Annotated in this window: 18 protein-coding genes; 7 read left to right on the top strand and 11 right to left on the bottom strand. The window is 39.3% G+C overall.

All coding sequences use genetic code 11. The annotated features are described in order from the left end of the window. The first annotated feature begins 181 nt into the window (after positions 1–181). The gene (locus tag WDB87_RS09180; protein WP_337849710.1) at positions 182–1,162 is read left to right on the top strand and encodes a tRNA-dihydrouridine synthase; all 981 of its coding nucleotides are present in this window, start codon (positions 182–184) and stop codon (positions 1,160–1,162) included. 57 nt (positions 1,163–1,219) lie between these two features. Continuing rightward, positions 1,220–1,552, top strand: a complete 333-nt coding sequence (locus WDB87_RS09185; protein ID WP_286244716.1) for a TraR/DksA C4-type zinc finger protein — start codon at positions 1,220–1,222, stop codon at positions 1,550–1,552. 4 nt (positions 1,553–1,556) lie between these two features. Here WDB87_RS09185 and WDB87_RS09190 read toward each other — a convergent pair whose 3' ends face one another. The 9 genes from WDB87_RS09190 to pyrC all read right to left on the bottom strand — a co-directional run bounded on the left by WDB87_RS09190 (position 1,557) and on the right by pyrC (position 10,241). Beyond that, a complete protein-coding gene (locus tag WDB87_RS09190) occupies positions 1,557–2,600 on the bottom strand; it encodes a hypothetical protein (RefSeq protein WP_337849711.1) in 1,044 nt (347 codons plus the stop codon). 63 nt (positions 2,601–2,663) lie between these two features. Then, positions 2,664–3,923 carry a tetratricopeptide repeat protein gene (locus tag WDB87_RS09195; protein WP_337849712.1) on the bottom strand — a complete coding sequence of 420 codons (1,260 nt, stop codon included), beginning with the start codon at positions 3,921–3,923 and terminating at the stop codon, positions 2,664–2,666. An 11-nt stretch (positions 3,924–3,934) separates the two neighbouring features. Continuing rightward, entirely contained in the window at positions 3,935–4,549 is a 615-nt protein-coding gene (locus WDB87_RS09200; protein WP_126007517.1) for an energy transducer TonB, read from the bottom strand. Beyond that, complete coding sequence (locus tag WDB87_RS09205; protein ID WP_004588134.1) at positions 4,549–4,953, bottom strand: ExbD/TolR family protein; 405 nt, start codon at positions 4,951–4,953, stop codon at positions 4,549–4,551. Before WDB87_RS09205 ends, WDB87_RS09200 begins: the two co-directional genes overlap by 1 nt. 14 nt (positions 4,954–4,967) lie before the next feature. Continuing rightward, positions 4,968–5,492, bottom strand: coding sequence for a MotA/TolQ/ExbB proton channel family protein (locus WDB87_RS09210; RefSeq protein ID WP_004588135.1), 525 nt, complete (start codon positions 5,490–5,492; stop codon positions 4,968–4,970). Continuing rightward, positions 5,492–6,856, bottom strand: a complete 1,365-nt coding sequence (locus WDB87_RS09215) for a MotA/TolQ/ExbB proton channel family protein (protein WP_286244720.1) — start codon at positions 6,854–6,856, stop codon at positions 5,492–5,494. Before WDB87_RS09215 ends, WDB87_RS09210 begins: the two co-directional genes overlap by 1 nt. A 7-nt stretch (positions 6,857–6,863) precedes the next feature. Continuing rightward, on the bottom strand, positions 6,864–7,634 hold the full coding sequence (locus WDB87_RS09220) for a DUF3450 domain-containing protein (RefSeq protein ID WP_286244721.1): 771 nt from the start codon (positions 7,632–7,634) through the stop codon (positions 6,864–6,866). Between the two features lie 889 nt (positions 7,635–8,523). Continuing rightward, positions 8,524–8,727, bottom strand: a complete 204-nt coding sequence (locus WDB87_RS09225; protein ID WP_286244722.1) for a cold-shock protein — start codon at positions 8,725–8,727, stop codon at positions 8,524–8,526. A 464-nt stretch (positions 8,728–9,191) separates the two neighbouring features. Beyond that, positions 9,192–10,241 (bottom strand): dihydroorotase, encoded by a 1,050-nt coding sequence (pyrC, locus tag WDB87_RS09230; RefSeq protein WP_337849713.1) that lies wholly within the window; start codon positions 10,239–10,241, stop codon positions 9,192–9,194. Positions 10,242–10,455: 214 nt separating this feature from the next. Between pyrC and WDB87_RS09235 the strand changes: the two genes are divergently transcribed. The 3 genes from WDB87_RS09235 to WDB87_RS09245 all read left to right on the top strand — a co-directional run bounded on the left by WDB87_RS09235 (position 10,456) and on the right by WDB87_RS09245 (position 14,984). Next, complete coding sequence (locus WDB87_RS09235; RefSeq protein WP_337849714.1) at positions 10,456–12,825, top strand: EAL domain-containing protein; 2,370 nt, start codon at positions 10,456–10,458, stop codon at positions 12,823–12,825. Positions 12,826–13,280: 455 nt separating this feature from the next. Next, positions 13,281–14,168, top strand: a complete 888-nt coding sequence (locus WDB87_RS09240; protein ID WP_089348014.1) for a LysR substrate-binding domain-containing protein — start codon at positions 13,281–13,283, stop codon at positions 14,166–14,168. Positions 14,169–14,219: 51 nt separating this feature from the next. Next, complete coding sequence (locus tag WDB87_RS09245) at positions 14,220–14,984, top strand: YdcF family protein (protein WP_337849715.1); 765 nt, start codon at positions 14,220–14,222, stop codon at positions 14,982–14,984. A 17-nt stretch (positions 14,985–15,001) separates the two neighbouring features. Here the strand turns inward: WDB87_RS09245 and WDB87_RS09250 are convergent, their stop codons facing one another. After that, positions 15,002–15,754 carry a Nif3-like dinuclear metal center hexameric protein gene (locus WDB87_RS09250; RefSeq protein WP_337849716.1) on the bottom strand — a complete coding sequence of 251 codons (753 nt, stop codon included), beginning with the start codon at positions 15,752–15,754 and terminating at the stop codon, positions 15,002–15,004. 150 nt (positions 15,755–15,904) lie between these two features. On the opposite strand from WDB87_RS09250, the gene WDB87_RS09255 reads away from it, so the two are divergent. Beyond that, a complete protein-coding gene (locus tag WDB87_RS09255; protein WP_337849717.1) occupies positions 15,905–16,273 on the top strand; it encodes a hypothetical protein in 369 nt (122 codons plus the stop codon). Positions 16,274–16,301: 28 nt separating this feature from the next. On the opposite strand, the gene WDB87_RS09260 is transcribed toward WDB87_RS09255, so the two are convergent. Next, positions 16,302–16,778, bottom strand: a complete 477-nt coding sequence (locus tag WDB87_RS09260) for an HPP family protein (RefSeq protein ID WP_337849718.1) — start codon at positions 16,776–16,778, stop codon at positions 16,302–16,304. A 310-nt stretch (positions 16,779–17,088) separates the two neighbouring features. Here WDB87_RS09260 and WDB87_RS09265 point away from each other — a divergent pair, with 310 nt between their 5' ends. Then, on the top strand, positions 17,089–17,661 hold the full coding sequence (locus WDB87_RS09265; RefSeq protein ID WP_286244729.1) for a TetR/AcrR family transcriptional regulator: 573 nt from the start codon (positions 17,089–17,091) through the stop codon (positions 17,659–17,661). Positions 17,662–17,699: the final 38 nt, after the last annotated feature.

Here is a 17,699-nt window from a genome sequence, read left to right on the forward strand (position 1 = left end):
ATTATTGTCAATTATGCGTTGCTTGTATGATTAAATAGACCTGATAGAAAATAAAAACTTTCATTTATTTTCATTTTTTTTACTTTTAAATTTGTACAAACAAATATGGACTGTAATTTAAGTTTTATCAAACCATACTTTGCAGGTACACTACGCACCCGTTTTTCAATAAACATACTTTATGAAACTTGTTTTAGCGCCTATGGAAGGTGTTGTTGATTTTAAAATGCGCCAACTTCTTACTAATATTGGTGGCTTTGACCTATGCGTAACTGAATTTGTTAGAGTAATTGATAAACGTTTACCGGCTAAAGTTTTTCATCGCTATTGCCCTGAGCTCAATAATAATGGTTTAACAAAAGCTGGGACTCCTGTGCGCATACAGTTGTTAGGGCAAGTGGCAGACGTATTAGCAGAAAATGCGGTTAGAGCTATCGAATTAGGCTCCCACGGTATAGATCTTAATTTTGGCTGCCCTGCAAAAACAGTAAATAAAAGTCGTGGTGGTGCTGTACTGCTAAAAGACCCTGATCATATGTATAACATAATCAAAGCGGTAAGGGATGCGGTAGATAGTAAACAACAAGTAAGCGCTAAAATACGCTTAGGCTTTGATGATGATAGCAATAGCCAAGAGATTGTAGATGCAGTTGTAAGCGCCGGCGCAGATAGTATTGCAATACATGCCCGTACCAAGCGTGACGGTTATAACCCTCCTGCATATTGGGAAAAAATACCTCCGCTAATAAAAGGTAAAAACATAGCAGTGGTTGCCAACGGTGAAATTTGGCAAGTAGAAGATGCGCTACTTTGCCAAACACGCAGCCAGTGTAGCGATTTAATGCTAGGGCGCGGTGCGCTTTCTCACCCTGATTTAGCGAAAAAAATTAAAGCTCATGTTAATAATGAACAATACAATGGCCTAGAGTGGGAACATATAATTTATCATTTAATTCATTCTGCTATTCATCAAGACCCCACACAAGATGAAAAATATTTTGCCTCGCGAACTAAACAATGGCTTGGCTATCTTAAACGCCAATACCCACAAGCAAATGTACTCTTTGATGAAATAAGACGTCTTAAAGTAAAAAGTGATGTAGCCGAGGTTTTAAAAAAATATGCTAAGTCTCCGCAACTTGATTCAAATCATAACGTATAAGCAGCACAGCTCAGATAATACAGGTATAACGAAACGCTAAATAAAGGTTATACCAACATGCTTTATCAGCAACAACTGCACAGTGAAGTAGCACACGTTAAATCAACAATATTAGCAATGTTGAGCCAATCTGCACACCCTGCCCATCTTAAGCTACATGACGTTATACTGACTAGCCTGCATAATGAATGGCTTGACACAGCCACGCACAACTTAGGTGCTGAATATCAAACCTTAGTAAATAGACTGACAGAATTAGAAGCGGCAATCAGCCAAATTGAAATTGGCCAATACGGCTATTGTTGCGATTGTGAAGAAGCAATCTCAGAGCAGTTACTTAAACAAGACCCTGCAACACAACGTTGTGAAATGTGCGCTAAGCGCACATAAGCTATTAAAGTGTTAAGAGTTGCTCGGCAAAACTAAAAGCGTGTGCAGGGTAAAGTACACTATCTTCAACCAAATATTGGGCGTTGCGCTCTGAAATAGCTAATCGTTTTACTAAGTTCACTTTTGCCTGAGATAAAGTCCATGCATGGTAGTGTATACCCACATCGGTCTCCATCAGCGCAAGCATTAGCCTCTTATCTTCTGGACTTAGCTGGCTATTTTTAGCCATAGCTGGCAATAGCATGTAATCAGTTTGCCAATCAATCCCCTTTATTTTAGGCGCCTTGCTTAAATATTGGCTAATAAACGAAGTATGATGGGTCATGCTGTAGTTCAAATTAGGTGCCGTGTATGAATCACTGTGAATGTGCTGATTAATAATATCAACCCATTGCAGCGGTGACTTAACTGCCCCACTGAAGTAATTTAGTTTACTTTGATACCATTCACTGCCATTAGCAAGCCCTCTTAAACCAATGCTTCCCCTTGGTTTGTACTTGGCCAAGTAATCATTAAACTCTGCAATCTGGGCTTTTAAATCGTTTGCGCTAGCGTGTTTTAATAGTGATGTTTTTAAGTACCCCTGTAAAAGATTTAATTCAACCTTGTTCAATCTTAAATTGCTTTGCAGCGCACTGTCTAATTGATCTTGTGTAAACTTAAGCCACTCAATGACCTCACTAGACTGAGTACTTTGCATTTGCGCTGAGAATAAGTTGTCTAACACATTGACTTGGGCAGGCCAGCTAAAAAACCGCTCAGGAAAACGCTCAGCAATAATTAAGTAATTTAGCTGCTGCGTTTGCGCGTTTGAAAGTGTCATCGCTTGTAGGCGCTGATACATCTGGTGACGAAGAGATAAATATGCTGAGGAAAAAGGCAATACCTGTTCAGTGGATACACGTGTAGTGCCCGCAGGTTTTAGCGCGGTGTTTAAACTTTTGATGCTTAGTTGTGCAGCATCATAAGATTCAAAAGGCAATGGTTGTTTTGAGCAGGCAACCAAAAACAGACTAAATAGAACAGAAAAAAGGTGCATTTTCTTCATTATAGATTCCAATAAAAAAAGCCCCAAAGGGGCTTTTTATATAATTGCTAAAACAAATTAAAGTTAAATTTTAACACCGTTGCGAGCGGCTTTATCTTTAATAAATGTTGACCAACCTTTTGCAAACTTACGTGTGCGCGGGTCGTCCATTGCTTTAGTAATAGCAGCATAAGCTTGCTTGTATTTAGCTTGGTAGTAGTACGCTTCTGCTAAATCTGAATAAATTGTGCCCTTTTTGTCAGAGCCAAGCTCTAACGCTTTGTTCAAACGAACAACAGCAGCACTAAAGTTCTCAGATTGTAAAAGTAACGAACCTGCTTTGCGGTAAAGCTCTGCATCGTCGTCAAATTTAGCAGCTTCTTCGTAATACTTAGCAGCTTTTTCGATGTCTTTAGAACGGTGGTAGTTACTAGCAATTGCGTTAACATTTTGCTTAGTACGCTTAACTTTGTCTTCTTTAATTGCATTTTCAAGGGTTTTAGCCGCTTTAAATGGAATTTCGTTTAAAGAGTAAAAGTTAGAAAGTACTTTGTAATCTACTTCCGCTTCAAAATAGCCATTTTTGAATGCTACTTCCATGGTCGCTAAACCTTTAGAGTAGTCTTCGGTTTGTAGGTAGTATTTACCTAAACTAACCCAGGCTTTTTTGTCATCTGGCCAAACTCTAACAATTTCTTCACCAATTTTCACCATATTGGCGTAATCTTTAAGTTCAAAGTAAGAACCTAATTTTAATTGGTAAGGGGCCTTATTAGGCTCCTTTTGTAAAGAGATTGCTTTGTCTGCAGGTTCAAAAACATCACGAAACTGACCTAACTGATAGTTAGCTTGTGCAATACGAGTGTACACTTTAGGGTCTTCTTCGCCGGTGAAGTCCATCCAAGCTGTATAAGCTTTTTTGGCTTCTTGGAACTTTTCAGTACCTGCGTATAAATCACCTAATAGCTTTAAAGTTTGCTCGTGATCTGCGAAGTTTAAAATATCAGGGGCAACAGCTTGTCTAGAGTATTTAATCGCTTCATCGTACTTCTCTTTTTGCGCGTACATGCTACCTAAGTAACGATTTACAGTCGCTTTATCGAAGTCGTTAGATGCGTCAATCTCTTTTAACAAGGCAATTGCTTCATCAACTTTGTCTTCATTGTACAAGTCAAACGCTTTAATTACCTTTTTACCAGTACGCTCGCCCATGATTTTAGTCTTGGCTTTCTTACGCTCTTCAATTTTAGCGTAATCTGGCGCTGCTAATACAGGTGCAGTAATAGCTGCACCTGACACAGACATAAGAATTGCAAGAGCAGTTACTTTAGATAAATTTCTCATTACTCGCCTCCTTAGCCTTGGTTAAGTTTAAAGTCTAGTTGAACTTGTAAACCAACTTGTTTCTGTGGTTTACCGTCAATAATTTTAGGACGGTATTTCCACTTGCGCAGTGCACGTTTAGCTTCACGGTCAAAGATACGTTTTGGTTCTGCGTCAATAACTTCAACGTCAGTTACGCCACCTAACTCATCAATTGTGAACGAAAGTTGTACCCAACCTTCTTTGCCATCACGCGCTGCTTGCGTTGGATATTTTGGTTCAATACGAACGATAGGTGTCGCATCACCATCTCGTCCAAATGCACCTGGACCACTTAGCCCACCAGCCGAACTTCCTACATCAATGCTACCCATGTTAAATGACATAGCACCAGGATTAGGATTGTTATTCTCCGGCTGTGGCGGCTGCGGTTTAGGCGGCTGCTTTGGCGGTGGCGGAGGCGGAGGCGGAACACGCTTCCTCTCCTGCACCTTAGATTCAGGCGGATTCGTCATTATTTCGACTATGATCTGCTCTTTTTGTTCAGTATTACGGTCAGCCCCACCAGAGATGAGGTAAGCCATGAAGTAGAACAAGCCGAAAGTAACTGCCCCACCTGCAATCAGTGAAAACAGAAAACGAATCATTACTGATCTCCAGCTATTGAAATTCTCAGGTTGTCACCCGTCGCTTTGATCTGGTCCATAACTTTAACCACTACACCGTGTTTTGCTTCTTTATCAGCTTGCAAAATCACAACGTCAGTAGGTTGTTCTGCTAATAAACTTTCGATTTTTGCTGAAACACGTTCAACATCAACTTGCTGTTTATCAATCCAGATAGCACCATCACTGCGAATAGCAACAAAAATGTTAGCATTTTTTTGCTTCGTAGCTTGGGCCGCTTTAGGTTTATTGACCTCGATACCAGCCTCTTTAACGAACGATGTAGTTACGATAAAGAAAATAAGCATGATAAATACGATGTCAAGCATTGGCGTCATATCTACCGCTGCTTCTTCTTCTTCACGAAAACGTTGTTTACGTGCCATATTTAATTCTCTCTCTAGTGATGAGGCATGCTATCTACAAGTTTGGCTTTCACCATTCTCGCTCTTGCCTCAAGGCGTGAGCTAAAGAAAACTCCAGATAGTGCCGCAACCATTCCAGCCATTGTTGGGATTGTTGCCATTGAAATACCTGATGCCATTAAACGTGCATTACCAGTACCTTGAGTTGCCATGGTTTCGAAAACCGCGATCATACCCGTTACAGTTCCAAGTAAGCCAATTAAAGGACAAACAGCTACTAATGTTTTAATCAACAACATACGCTGATCTAATTTTTCAGACGCTTCAGAAATCCATGCTTCACGGATTCTGTGTGCGTACCAAGACGTAGTGTCTTGGCGGGCATCCCACTTCGCTACAATATCCTTCGTCAAACGAGGAAATTCAGCAAGTAGGAACCAATAGCGCTCAATCATTAAAACCCACATAAGAAAGAGTGCTATCGCGACCACGTATAATACCTGGCCGCCTGTGCCAACAAAATCCCTGATAGATTCCCATATCTCCATCAGGACTAGCATTAGGCTTTCTCCTTCTCCGCGTGAGTAGCAACGATACCCGCGCTTTGCTCATCAAGGATATGTAATACTGACTTACTACGACCTGCAACAATTGAATGAAGTAGGATAAGTGGTAGTGCAGCAATTAGACCTAGCGCTGTAGTTACAAGAGCTAGAGAGATGTTACCAGCCATGATCTTCGGATCGCCCGTACCGAACAATGTGATTGTTTGGAACGTTAAGATCATACCGATTACTGTACCTAGTAGACCAAGTAACGGTGCGATTGCAGCAAGAATCTTGATGATATTGATACCAGCTTCAACACGTGGCGTTTCACGTAGGATAGCTTCATCAAGTTTAAGCTCAAGGTTTTCAACGTCTTGGCTCTTGTTGTCATGGTACACTTTAAGAATACGACCCAGTGGGTTGTTTGTATTCGGTGTAGACAAGTTTTTAAGCTGAGACTTGATCTTAGAAGTAGTAAGCGCTAAGTCAACGAAACGTACTAAGAAGATTAGTAGACCAACAGCTAATAAAACTGTGATGATGTAACCAACTTCAGCACCTTGCTCGTAGTATTCCATAAGCGTTTTCTTCTGCGTGTTGATACGTAAGATTGCACCACGAGTCGGGTCAATGTATACGCCAGCGTAATTATCAGAAGAAGTACCTTCAAGAGCAGAGATACCATCTAAAATGTAGCTATCAGGTTGTTTACCTAAAGGCTGAATAGATTTTGTCTCTGGCGAGTAGATTAAGTAACCTTCGTCAGTAACTAAGTTAAAGTTACCAATACGTGTTACTTGCTTAACTGTAGAGTTACCGTCAAGACCTGACACTTCAGTTTCAAAAGTAGATACTTTTGCTGATTCAGTCATTTCTGTTTGAAGTGCAATCCAAAGTTCTTCTAGTTCACGAACTGTTGGAAGTTCTTTAGCTGCTGCTAATGAACGAAGTACTTCTGCACGGCCTGGCTTTTCAGCACTAACTAGTGAAGCTTCGATAGAACCGATAGCGTCTTGCGCTGCACGACGTACAACACCAAACATTTCACCAAGAGTACCTTGTGCGTTTTGAAGCGCTTGCTCTTTTTCAGCTAATGTATTTTCGTTTTGTGCATATTGCTTAGCTAAGCTGTCACCGCGTGCTTTTTCAGACGCTAATTGGCTTTTTGCTTTGTTAAGTAATGCTTGTTTGTCAGCACGTTCTGATAAGAACTCTTGCTCACGTTGCTTATTGATTTTACCTTCAGAGATACGTTCTTGCTTTACTTGCTCAAGAATTTTATCTAAAGCACCAGTATTTGCATGTGCATTAAGCGCGGTACCTGCAGAAACAGATAGTACTGCTGCAACAGCAAAACCTTTAAATAGTTTCTTCATTATTCGATTACTCCGCGCCAAAGATTGGTAGTTTAACAAGTTCTAGTGTCGCTTGCTTACGCGCCATACGAATCACTTCTTTAACTGGTTTTAGGTATTCTTCACCTAATTCTTTCCACTCTTTAGTGTTGTTGTCCCACACCCAAGCGTGTTTTAAGTCAAAAGATTGTGCTACGTAAGTGATACGACCTAAACGACCGATATCAACGTTAATGTTTTTACCATTAACTTCTAAAGTGCCTTGAGAAGCAGTTACAGCCGAGCTGTAAGCAGTTTCAACTGTGTATGCTTCAAGAACTTGGCGGAATTTCTCAGACGTCGTAACAGACGCAGAAGCCATGATTTCACGAAGTCTTTCTACACGGGCAAGACGAGAATCAAGATTGAACGGAACGTCCGCTTTGATGAATTGCTCAAGCGTATCGATCATGCGATACATCAAAGGCACAACGTTTTGTTTAGTGTTGTCGATAGTAGCGATTTGACGGTCAAACGATTCGATTGACGCATTTTGGTCAGCGACCAAACGTGCTACGTGATCGTTGTACACTTTCATAAGTTCAGTCTCATCAACAATACTACGGTACTCAGCGATTAGCTCTTGAGTTTGACCGTATACGTTGTCAATTTTAGTTTGAGACTTAACAGCAGCCTTTTGAATTTGCTGACCTGCTTTTTGCACGTCATTCAAAGGATCTGCAATCACATTGCTGCTTGCAAATGCAAAAGCGCCAACCAACGCAGATGCTACAAGACTCTTTCTGATTTTAACAGACATAGTTCCCAACCAATTAAGTAATGTTACTTTTATAATTTAATTATCAACCCTAGTAAGGATGACAACCCTGATATCTTTTAATAGATATCAACCCTCCAATAATGCTAAATGCAATACGCCCTGTCAACTTGATGTTAGCTATTCTAAGTAAATAAATACCTTGAAAAAGCTAAAACTAAAGTATTACAAAAAATACTGTTAACATAAATGCAACCAACATTAGGCCGCTTTAGTATTATATAGCCCCTTTAAAATTAAACACTAGTTAAAAATTAGACACTTACATGAAACAAAAATGCAACATCTAAACAAAACTGAATTGCACCTTAAAAAAAAACAAAAATAATAAAAATGTGAAAAATTGATGAACTAAAGTTGGTAAAATTAGGCTAAAAATACAGCTTAACTTGTAAATTAAGCGCTTCATCGTATAAAAATACAACAACACCCTGCTTGTTACACCATGATGTATAAATATTACTGCAATTAAGTTAATAGCTTTAGCTTTAGCTTTACTAAGCCTAAGTTAAGCCTTATCAGAGCCAGTAAAGCACTGTTAACTACAAGGTTTAGTGGTACACACTATGCAAGTGGTTAATGTATGATTTAAGCTTGGTAGGAGTATGCTGATTATGCGCTGCTAACGTATTAAAGCGGCGTTGCTATATACTGAGGTTATTAACTAGTAAAATAGGAAATAGGAAATAGGAAATAGGAAATAGGAAATAGATAGGTTAATCGTGTTTGAAGCTATAGCGTTAAGTAAAATATAAAAGTTAAACGATTGGCTGTATTAAGGAGAGTATAAATAATGGGGAAATATTTTGAGGAATTATGGTGAAACAGAAAACTGCTTCACCAAGATGAACTAAGGTTCACATAATTAAAATTATGCTACTTCTACGTTCTCAGCTTCAGGGCCTTTTTGACCTTGTTTGATGCTGAAAGTCACTGCTTGACCTTCGCTAAGAGTGCGAAAACCAGAACCAGAGATTGCGCTGAAGTGTACAAACACGTCAGGACCGTTTTCTTGTTCAATGAAACCAAAGCCTTTAGCTTCGTTGAAAAATTTTACTTTACCAGTAACCGACATACTAAATTTTCCTGTAAGTCAATAATTAAAATTCAGCCATATTATTATGGCTATATCCTCCCTGAGTCAGTGCCCAAAATTCTGGAGGTATAGTACAGGAACAAGTTTTAACCTAACCGGTAACCTTAAACGCAGCACAATATCCGTAAATTCAATACGCAAAAACTCAAAGCAAGTTAAGGTTAACACATTAATTTTTTTTTGGCTCTATTAATTAAGATTTATTTACTCAGAACAAAAATAATTAAAGGGATATATTTAAGTGGTTATTTTTAAAGCTTAATTTGCTCAATAAACGGTAAGTTTTTAGCTTGTAAATGTAACAAATCATGTCAAGGTACTCAGCCTTACAAATAAAGGGGTTACCAAGTAACATGAAAACGAGCACTAAGCTGAAATTATAAGCAAGCAAAAAGCCGTACAGCAAGCTATACGGCTTTATTAAAATGTTAATTTAAGCTACTTTACTTAACTTGCCAATCAATCGTTGCTTCTGCTTTGATTGGCACTACTTGTGAGTCACCTAATGTGTAGCTAGCAGGAACTTGCCAAGGACTTTTCTCTAGAGTAATCGTATCAGTGTTACGAGCAAGTCCGTAAAAGTCAGGCCCAAAATGACTTGCAAAGCCCTCTAACTTATCCAGTGCGCCCGCCTCTTCAAAGGCTTCGGCGTAAAGTTCAATAGCGGCATGTGCTGTATAGGCGCCAGCACAACCGCATGCAGCTTCTTTTTTATCTTTATAATGTGGTGCTGAGTCAGTCCCTAAAAAGAACTTTTTATTGCCACTTATAGCTGCAGCCATTAATGCTTGTTGATGAATATTGCGCTTTAAAATTGGTAGGCAGTAATAATGCGGGCGAATGCCTCCGGCTAACATATGATTACGGTTATAAAGTAGGTGGTGAGCAGTAATGGTTGCGGCGACATTTTGCGACGCGGCGGTTACAAATTCAACGGCGTCTTTTGTTGTAATGTGTTCTAGCACTATTTTAAGCGTTGGGAAGTCTGCTACAACATCGCCTAATATCGTCTCTAAAAATACTTTTTCACGGTCAAAAATATCTATTGATGAATCAGTCACCTCGCCATGCACTAGTAATAGCATGCCCACTTCTTGCATCGCTTCTAAAACAGGGTAAATATTTTTTACTGATGTAACCCCTGAATCCGAGTTAGTGGTTGCCCCAGCGGGGTACAGTTTTGCAGCAACAATTTTACCGGTTGCTTTGGCTTTTTTGATTTCTTCAGGGGTGGTTTTATCGGTAAGGTAAAGTACCATTAAGGGTTCAAAGTTGCCTTGCGGCTGCGCTGCCATAATTCGCTCTCGATAAGCTAGCGCTAAATCTGTGCTCGTTGCTGGCGGTACTAGGTTTGGCATTATAATGGCGCGGCCCATGTAGCGGCTAATATCGCGAACTGTATCTTTTAATTGTACACCATCGCGTAAATGGACATGCCAGTCATCAGGACGAGTTATGGTTAATGTATTTTTTGAATCGGTATTAATGCTCATTACTTTTTTCCACGGCTGAATTTATCCGATCATAGGCATATGAGAAGATCTAGTAAAGTGTTATCTAATTTATTCCTTTCTTTAAGTGCTGCAAAATACGATTGGGTTTGAGTTTAACGACGATTACTCCCATTTAAGCGTTTTATTTTGAACATGCTTTAAATTTGGGTTAACTTATCAGTGTTAATACAAATAAAAAGAATAAAATTACCTTATGTCGAATCATATCGATACCTATAAAGCGCTCGAAGTTAAAACTGAGCAGCTGAGCATAATAAACCAGTTTTCCTCTAGCTTATTACAGCTCGATACCCTAGAAGAATTATTTGAGTATGTAACCACGCAAGTAGTAAACCGCCTGGGGTTTGTTGATTGTGTTATTTACCTCGCTGACGAAACGAGTTTACAGCTTAATCAAGTCGCTTCTATGGGTATAACTCATGCAAGAGACAAATACCAAGCAGAACGCAAAGTTATTGGTTTTAACGAAGGTATAACCGGTTACGTTGCTCGTACGGGCACAGCGATAATTATTGGCGATGTAACACAAGACCCTCGCTACATTGCTGATGAGCGCCCTGCCCAATCAGAGCTGTGCGTGCCACTTATATACAAAGATCAGGTTTTAGGAGTTATTGATTGTGAACACCCAATAAAAAACTACTTCACAAACGCCCATTTAGAAATTTTAACCACCGTTGCGCATTTATTAAGTGCAAAGCTAAACCAAGTAAACACGGTCAATAGTTTAAAGCACACAGTAAATCAGCTAAATGATGCCCAAAAGCTTGAAAACAGCTTACTGCAAATAGCTAATTTAACCTACAAAGCTAGTAACCTAGATACCTTTTTTGAATCACTTCACAGCATAATAAATAGCTTACTTCCTGCAGATAATTTTTTTATCGCCCTTTACGATAAGCAGGTAGATATACTTGACTTGGTTTACATCGTTGAAGAAGGCATTCAAACGCACGCACACAAAAAAATATCAAAAGAACAATTAAAAGACACCGCTTCGTATTACTTACTAAAATCAGACCGTGTACTGCTATTAAATCAAAACGATTATCAGCAGCATATAGATAACGGCGACTTTAAACTTGTTGGCCGTCTTTCAGAGTCCTGGCTTGGTGTACCATTTAAAGCAAATGATAGAATAAGCGGTGTAATTGTTGTTCAAAGTTACGACAAAAAATTGCATTATAACGAACACGACAGCGCCCTTTTAACCTACGTAAGTAGGCAAATTAGTATGGCCATAGATAGGCAGCTTGCAAGGCAAGAGCTTGAACACAAAGCATTGCATGATGAGTTAACGGGTCTGGCTAATCGTTCGTTACTCATTGAGCGTATTAAACATGCAATTTTGCGTTTATCACGTGTTAAAAAAGGCACCAGCCATGCCCTGCTTTATTTAGATTTTGATCGATTTAAAAGTATAAATGATTCGCTTGGGCATGAGGTTGGCGATCACTTTTTAATTAAAATTTGTGAGTTAATAAAAAGCACCGTTAGAAACACCGATACGTTTGCACGCCTTGGCGGCGACGAATTTGCCATTTTTATGGAAAACATCACACACCGAAATCAGGTTAGCGAAGCGCTAAAACGAATAAACATAGCTCTTGCTAAGCCACTTAATGTGGATAGTCATTTATTGCAAGCATCAACCAGCATTGGCATCGCTTTTACTGAAAGTTGTGACGATAAAGCCTATTTGTTATTACAGCAAGCCGATGCTGCCATGTACGAAGCTAAATCAAGCGGGCGTGGCCAAGTTAAGTTTTTTAATAACACCATGCGTAAAAAACTTAAAACCCATGCCGATATAGAAAACGACTTACAACACGGTATTGAGCACAACGAGTTTGAACTTTATTTTCAGCCTATTTTTACTATCGCGACAAGCGAAGTTGTCGGCTTTGAGGCATTAGTAAGGTGGCACCATCCTAAAAAAGGGTTTGTATCGCCAAATGAGTTTATCCCGATAGCCGAAACCACTGGGCAAATTATTAACCTCGACTTGCACTTACTGGAACTCGCTGCGCAACATATTGCGCATTGGCACAAACTAGGTCATCGCTTTTTAAAAGTAACGGTCAATGTATCGTCGCGTCATTTTGCCAGCCTCGACTTTGTTGCTCAAGTTCACGCATTGTATAATAAATACCAACTACCTTTAGGATCATTATGCCTAGAAATCACTGAGTCCGGGCTCATTGCAAACCTTGACTTAGCAACTCAAATAATAGAAGGGCTTGCCCCACTTAAAGTGAAATTATGCTTAGATGATTTTGGTACTGGATACTCAGCGCTTGGTTACTTACACCAATTACCTATTCATATTTTAAAAATTGATAAAAGCTTTATCGATCACCTCAATAAAACCAATAACCCGTTAGTAGAGGCCATTCTCTCATTAGCGCAATCACTAAACTTTGAAGTTGTGGCTGAGGGGATCGAAACCCAAGAGCAACTCACTATTTTACAAGCCACCCAATGTAATTACGGGCAAGGCTTTTTAAAGTCAAAACCCGTTACAGCACAACGCGCTATTCAACTTATCAATAAACCTCTGTAGTAGCTGCTATCCGTGGGCTTACTTTTTTCAAGGCCACAAAGATGTAAAAAGTAAGCCCCGTAATACCCATTCGTTTACTTAAGCGCTCAGCTTTTTAGCAATAAAAATAGGTTGTTACTGTTTAAACTTTAGCCCATTAAAAACATACCTGTTATTGCGGGTTGGTATAATCACTTATCCTTCTTAAAAACCAATGTCATTTATGAAGCTGCCCTGCTCGAAACGCTGCTTTACACAGCAACTGCATAACCCAACAAGCAACTTGAGCTAAACTCATAGCAAACTCATCAAACCAGTAGCAAATATAGTACCCACATTAGTTAATTTAACTTTAAGGGGGTGTTTTAGTAATTAACAGATTATTTTAGCCATCTAGACGTTGAAACGTTTTTTATAAAGGCGTAGTATGTAGTCAATCTGAGCCAAACTCACTTTTCCCTTGAGAATTATTAAAGATGATTGATATAAAACACCTTAAAACTATTGCGACATTAAAAGACACCGGATCGTTAGTTAATACAGCCCGCGAATTATTTTTAACGCAATCAGCTTTATCTCATCAAATTAAAGACTTAGAAAACAAATTAGACTGCCAATTATTTGAAAGAAAAACGCAGCCTGTACGCTTTACGCCTCAAGGAATGCTTTTACTTGAACTTGCTAACGAAGTTTTGCCTAAAGTAGAAGCCACAAAGTGCCGCTTAAAAGAAAGCCTTAATCAACCTATTTCTCAACTACGCTTAAGTGTTGAATGCCATGCGTGTTTTCATTGGCTGCTTCCAACAATTAAAGAATTTAATAATTTTTGGCCAGACATTAAAATTGACTACGAACGTGGCTTTAGTTACGACGCTATACCAGATTTACTCAATGATGAGCTCGATTTAGTATTAACCTCAGATATACGTGAACCTGATAAACTTGAATATGCTCACCTGTTCGATTTTAAATTAAAGCTAATTGTCGCCCCTGATCACGACTTAGCTAAAAAAGCATATGTAACGGCGCTTGACTTAAAAAACGAAACCATCATTTCGTACCCTATTCCGCGCGAGCGGCAAGATATATTTAAACACTTTATTCAAAACGCCCGCTTTGACGGCACACTTAAAAATGTTGATCAAGGCTTATTAATTTTTCAGCTAGTGAGTGCAGGAATGGGTGTAGCAGCGCTGCCTGATTGGTTGGTTACACCTTATGAAAGTCAAGGTTTAATCAAATCAATTCCACTTGGTGCACTTGGCCTAACCCGCCCTATGTACCTAGCAATGAAAAAAGACATGAAAGACAACCCCGTTTATCGCCACTTTTTAAATACCTGTAAGCAAAATAACGGTCGATAAATTACAGACGAATAAGTAACATAAGGCCTATTGTGCTTTATGTTACTTATTATGTTTGAATTAAAAAAATTATTAGGTGGCTTGATTATGCCGCTACCGCTATTTGGTTTACTTACCTTTGTAATGCTAGCTTTGGCGTTTCGTGGACGTAAACCTGCTTTAGTGCTCGCAAGTTTGAGTATATTGGCACTTTTAGTGTTAAGTACACCGTTTGCTGCGCATCAACTTATTAAAAACAATGAGCCCGTTTCATTGGCATTTAATGCCTTAAAACACCCAACCCTTGATAAAATTGTTGTGCTGGGTTGCGATATAAACCCAAACCCCGCTTTAAGCGCTAATAATCAGCTAGGAAACTGTGCGCTTACTCGCTTGGTAGAAGGGGTCAAACTTGCAAAAAAATACCCTAATGCAACGCTTTTCGTATCTGGCGGTGGCTATAACAAAGTAACAAATAGCGCATTAATGAGCCAAACAGCAATAAATTTAGGGGTGAGTAAAAGCCGTATAAAACAAAACCCACAGGCAATGGATACCGCCGCAGAAGCCAAACTCCTCGCGCCTAAACTCGTTGATTTTAAGGTTGCACTGGTTACGTCTGTACTGCACATGCCTCGCGCAAAAAACTTGTTTAATGCCCAAGGCATTGAGGTAATTCCTGCCGCTACGGATTATCACAATTTTGCGGCTTTACCTTTGTATAAACAATTTATACCAAATGCTGAGGCATTACGTGTAGTAACGCAATACATGCATGAAGTGATTGGGAGTGCTTGGATAAGCATGCGCCGCCGGATAAACCCAGAGGCGCTTTAGGCTATAAATAAGTTTATTTATACTGGGTTATCTATATCTATAAAGCTCACGTCAAAGCCATGCTCTTTGGCAAGTAGTTCACCAAGCGCTTTAATTCCGTAACGCTCGGTTGCATGGTGCCCTGCCGCAAAAAAGTCTATATTTTGCTCACGCGAGCTATGAATAGTTTGCTCAGAGGCCTCGCCTGTTAAGTATGCATCAATTCCTTGCTCTGCTGCTAAATCGATATAACCTTGCCCGCCTCCAGTACACAGCGCAATGGTGTGAATTTTCTCATCACGTACAACGCTACTTAAAGGCTTACGATTTAAAACCTTGGCAATTTTATTTGCAAACTCACTACCTGTTAGCGGGGTTTTTAACCGCCCTTTCATAGCAACGCTGTTAGCAACAGGTTCAAGCCCTGCTTCTATTTCAATATCAAGTAAATTAGCAAGCTGGGCGTTATTACCTACAACGGGGTGAATATCAAGCGGTAAATGATAAGCAAATAAATTAATATCATGCGTTAACAAAGCCCCTATACGACGTTTTTTCATGCCTGTAATAGGTTGTGATTCACCTTTCCAAAAATAACCATGATGAACCAAAATAGCATCGGCTTTTTTTTCTATCGCTGCATCTATGAGTGCTTGGCTTGCTGTCACCCCTGTTACAATAGTGGTGATGTCATCTCTACCTTCGACTTGCAACCCATTAGGGCAAAAATCTTTAATTGTGTGAGGTTTTAAAATGTCGTTTAACAGTTGGTTAAATTCTCTTCGTTGCATTATTGTTACCTTACTCAGCACTGAATTTTGTGCAAATTTTGGCGTTTATGGGGCTAAAATGGAAGGAAAATCGCAAAAAATTGAAAAACAGTTGGAAAATAGGTATAAATACGGCTTCTTTATCTGTGTTCACAACGTATAGGGTCTCTGATGAGCAAACTAGACAAAACAGAAGTTTTATCTGCCTTTGAAGCTGCATATGAAGCTGCTAATGGTAAAAAACCTGAAATCACTACAAAACCTGGCTGGTACAGCATCGATGGCGGCAAAAACTTACGCCTAGCTGATGTAGCGGAGCTAACGAAAGAATTAGCCTCTGGCAAACCAGCTGCACAAGCTGAACAAAAAGCGCCTGCGAAAAAAACTAAAACAAAAACTGCTGCGCCTGTTAAAGCAAATAAAACAGCGCCGTTTACTGTTGTAACACAAAGCGAAGACGGCTACACAGCTGAAGAGCTTTGGATTGTTGAGCTTGCAAGCAAAGATCACGATTGTCGTTTACCACGCGGTGTTGTTTAAACATCATGTGATAAATAAAAAAGCCGCGTTAAGCGGTTTTTTTATGCCTGCTATTTAGTAATTGGACATCTAACCATTTAGCTAAAAATCCGCACAATACAATAAATACTGTGCCTAGCAAAACCGGCATCACTAAAAACCCCCAGCTTTGTCCAGATACAATAATTAGAATAGGGTTTGCACCAGCTGCAGGATGAACTGTTTTAGTCAACATCATTAGCGTAATTGCAAGGCCTACAGCTATCGCAATCGACGTACTGCTATCTCCCACATAAGTTACAAACACAACACCAACTAAGGCTGTTATTAAATGCCCTATAATTACGTTCCTAGGCTGTGCAAGTGGGCTATCTGGAATACCAAATACAAGCACAGCCGTTGCGCCAAACGGTGCCATTAGCCAAATACCGTAATCACCTAAATGATTAAGCCATGCTAGAAACCCTATCACTAACATAGAAAAGACTCCTGCGATGCAAGCAAAACGAATATCTTCACACTTCATAAAACCTCCATAAAAGTAGACCGACTTGTCTACACTCGTAATATAGACAACTTGGTCTACCTCTGTCAATATATACTTAACGAGTCAAACAATACCAATCCGCCTAATTAAGTGATCTATTTTGAGGATGGAAAAGCGTGTTGATAGCAAGGCAAAAATTTCGCTATTTAGTTGTTCTCGGCAATTGCTCCTGCATTGCTCTACCTTCTGCATCCATGCAGTTGTAAATGAGAATTTTTTAACGCAGGTAGCGACACGTTTAGCCCATAAAAATGATTAAGTATTATTGCGAATAAAAATAAGGTGACGTGTGAGCAAACGAGAAAAAATTATAAATACAGCACTTACGCTTTTTTATAACAAAGGAATTCACGCCGTAGGGATTAATGAGATTTTAACGGTGTCGGGGATAGCTAAAAAAACGCTTTATAATCATTTTGAAAGTAAAGATGAGCTAATTGTTGCTTGTTTAAAACAGCGTGATGCCACTTTTAATCAATGGTTAGAGCAAATATGTGACAAACCAAATGCTATTGGTGTTGCCAGTGCGCTTTTTGACGGTTTAAACCAATGGTTTAATAATGAAGTATCAGAATTGGGCAATTTCAACGGATGCTTTTTTATAAATGCTGCGGCTGAATACCCCAACGACTCACACCCTATTGCAATTCAGTGCAAAACCCATAAACAAGAAGCACTGAATATCGTTTTTAATGCTCTGCTTACCACTGAAGAGCTAAAAAATGATAAAAACAAAGCCCTATATATTGCGCATTTGCTATTTACCATAAAAGAAGGGCTTATATGTCAAGCTCGTGTAATGCATACAACTACTCTTAAAATGCCAAGTTCATCGCTGATACAACACTTGTTACAAAACTAAAAAAGCGGCTAATAGCCGCTTTAAGTAAGTGTAAGCAA

The sequence above is a fragment of the Pseudoalteromonas sp. C12FD-1 genome (assembly GCF_037414265.1).
Lineage (GTDB): Bacteria > Pseudomonadota > Gammaproteobacteria > Enterobacterales > Alteromonadaceae > Pseudoalteromonas.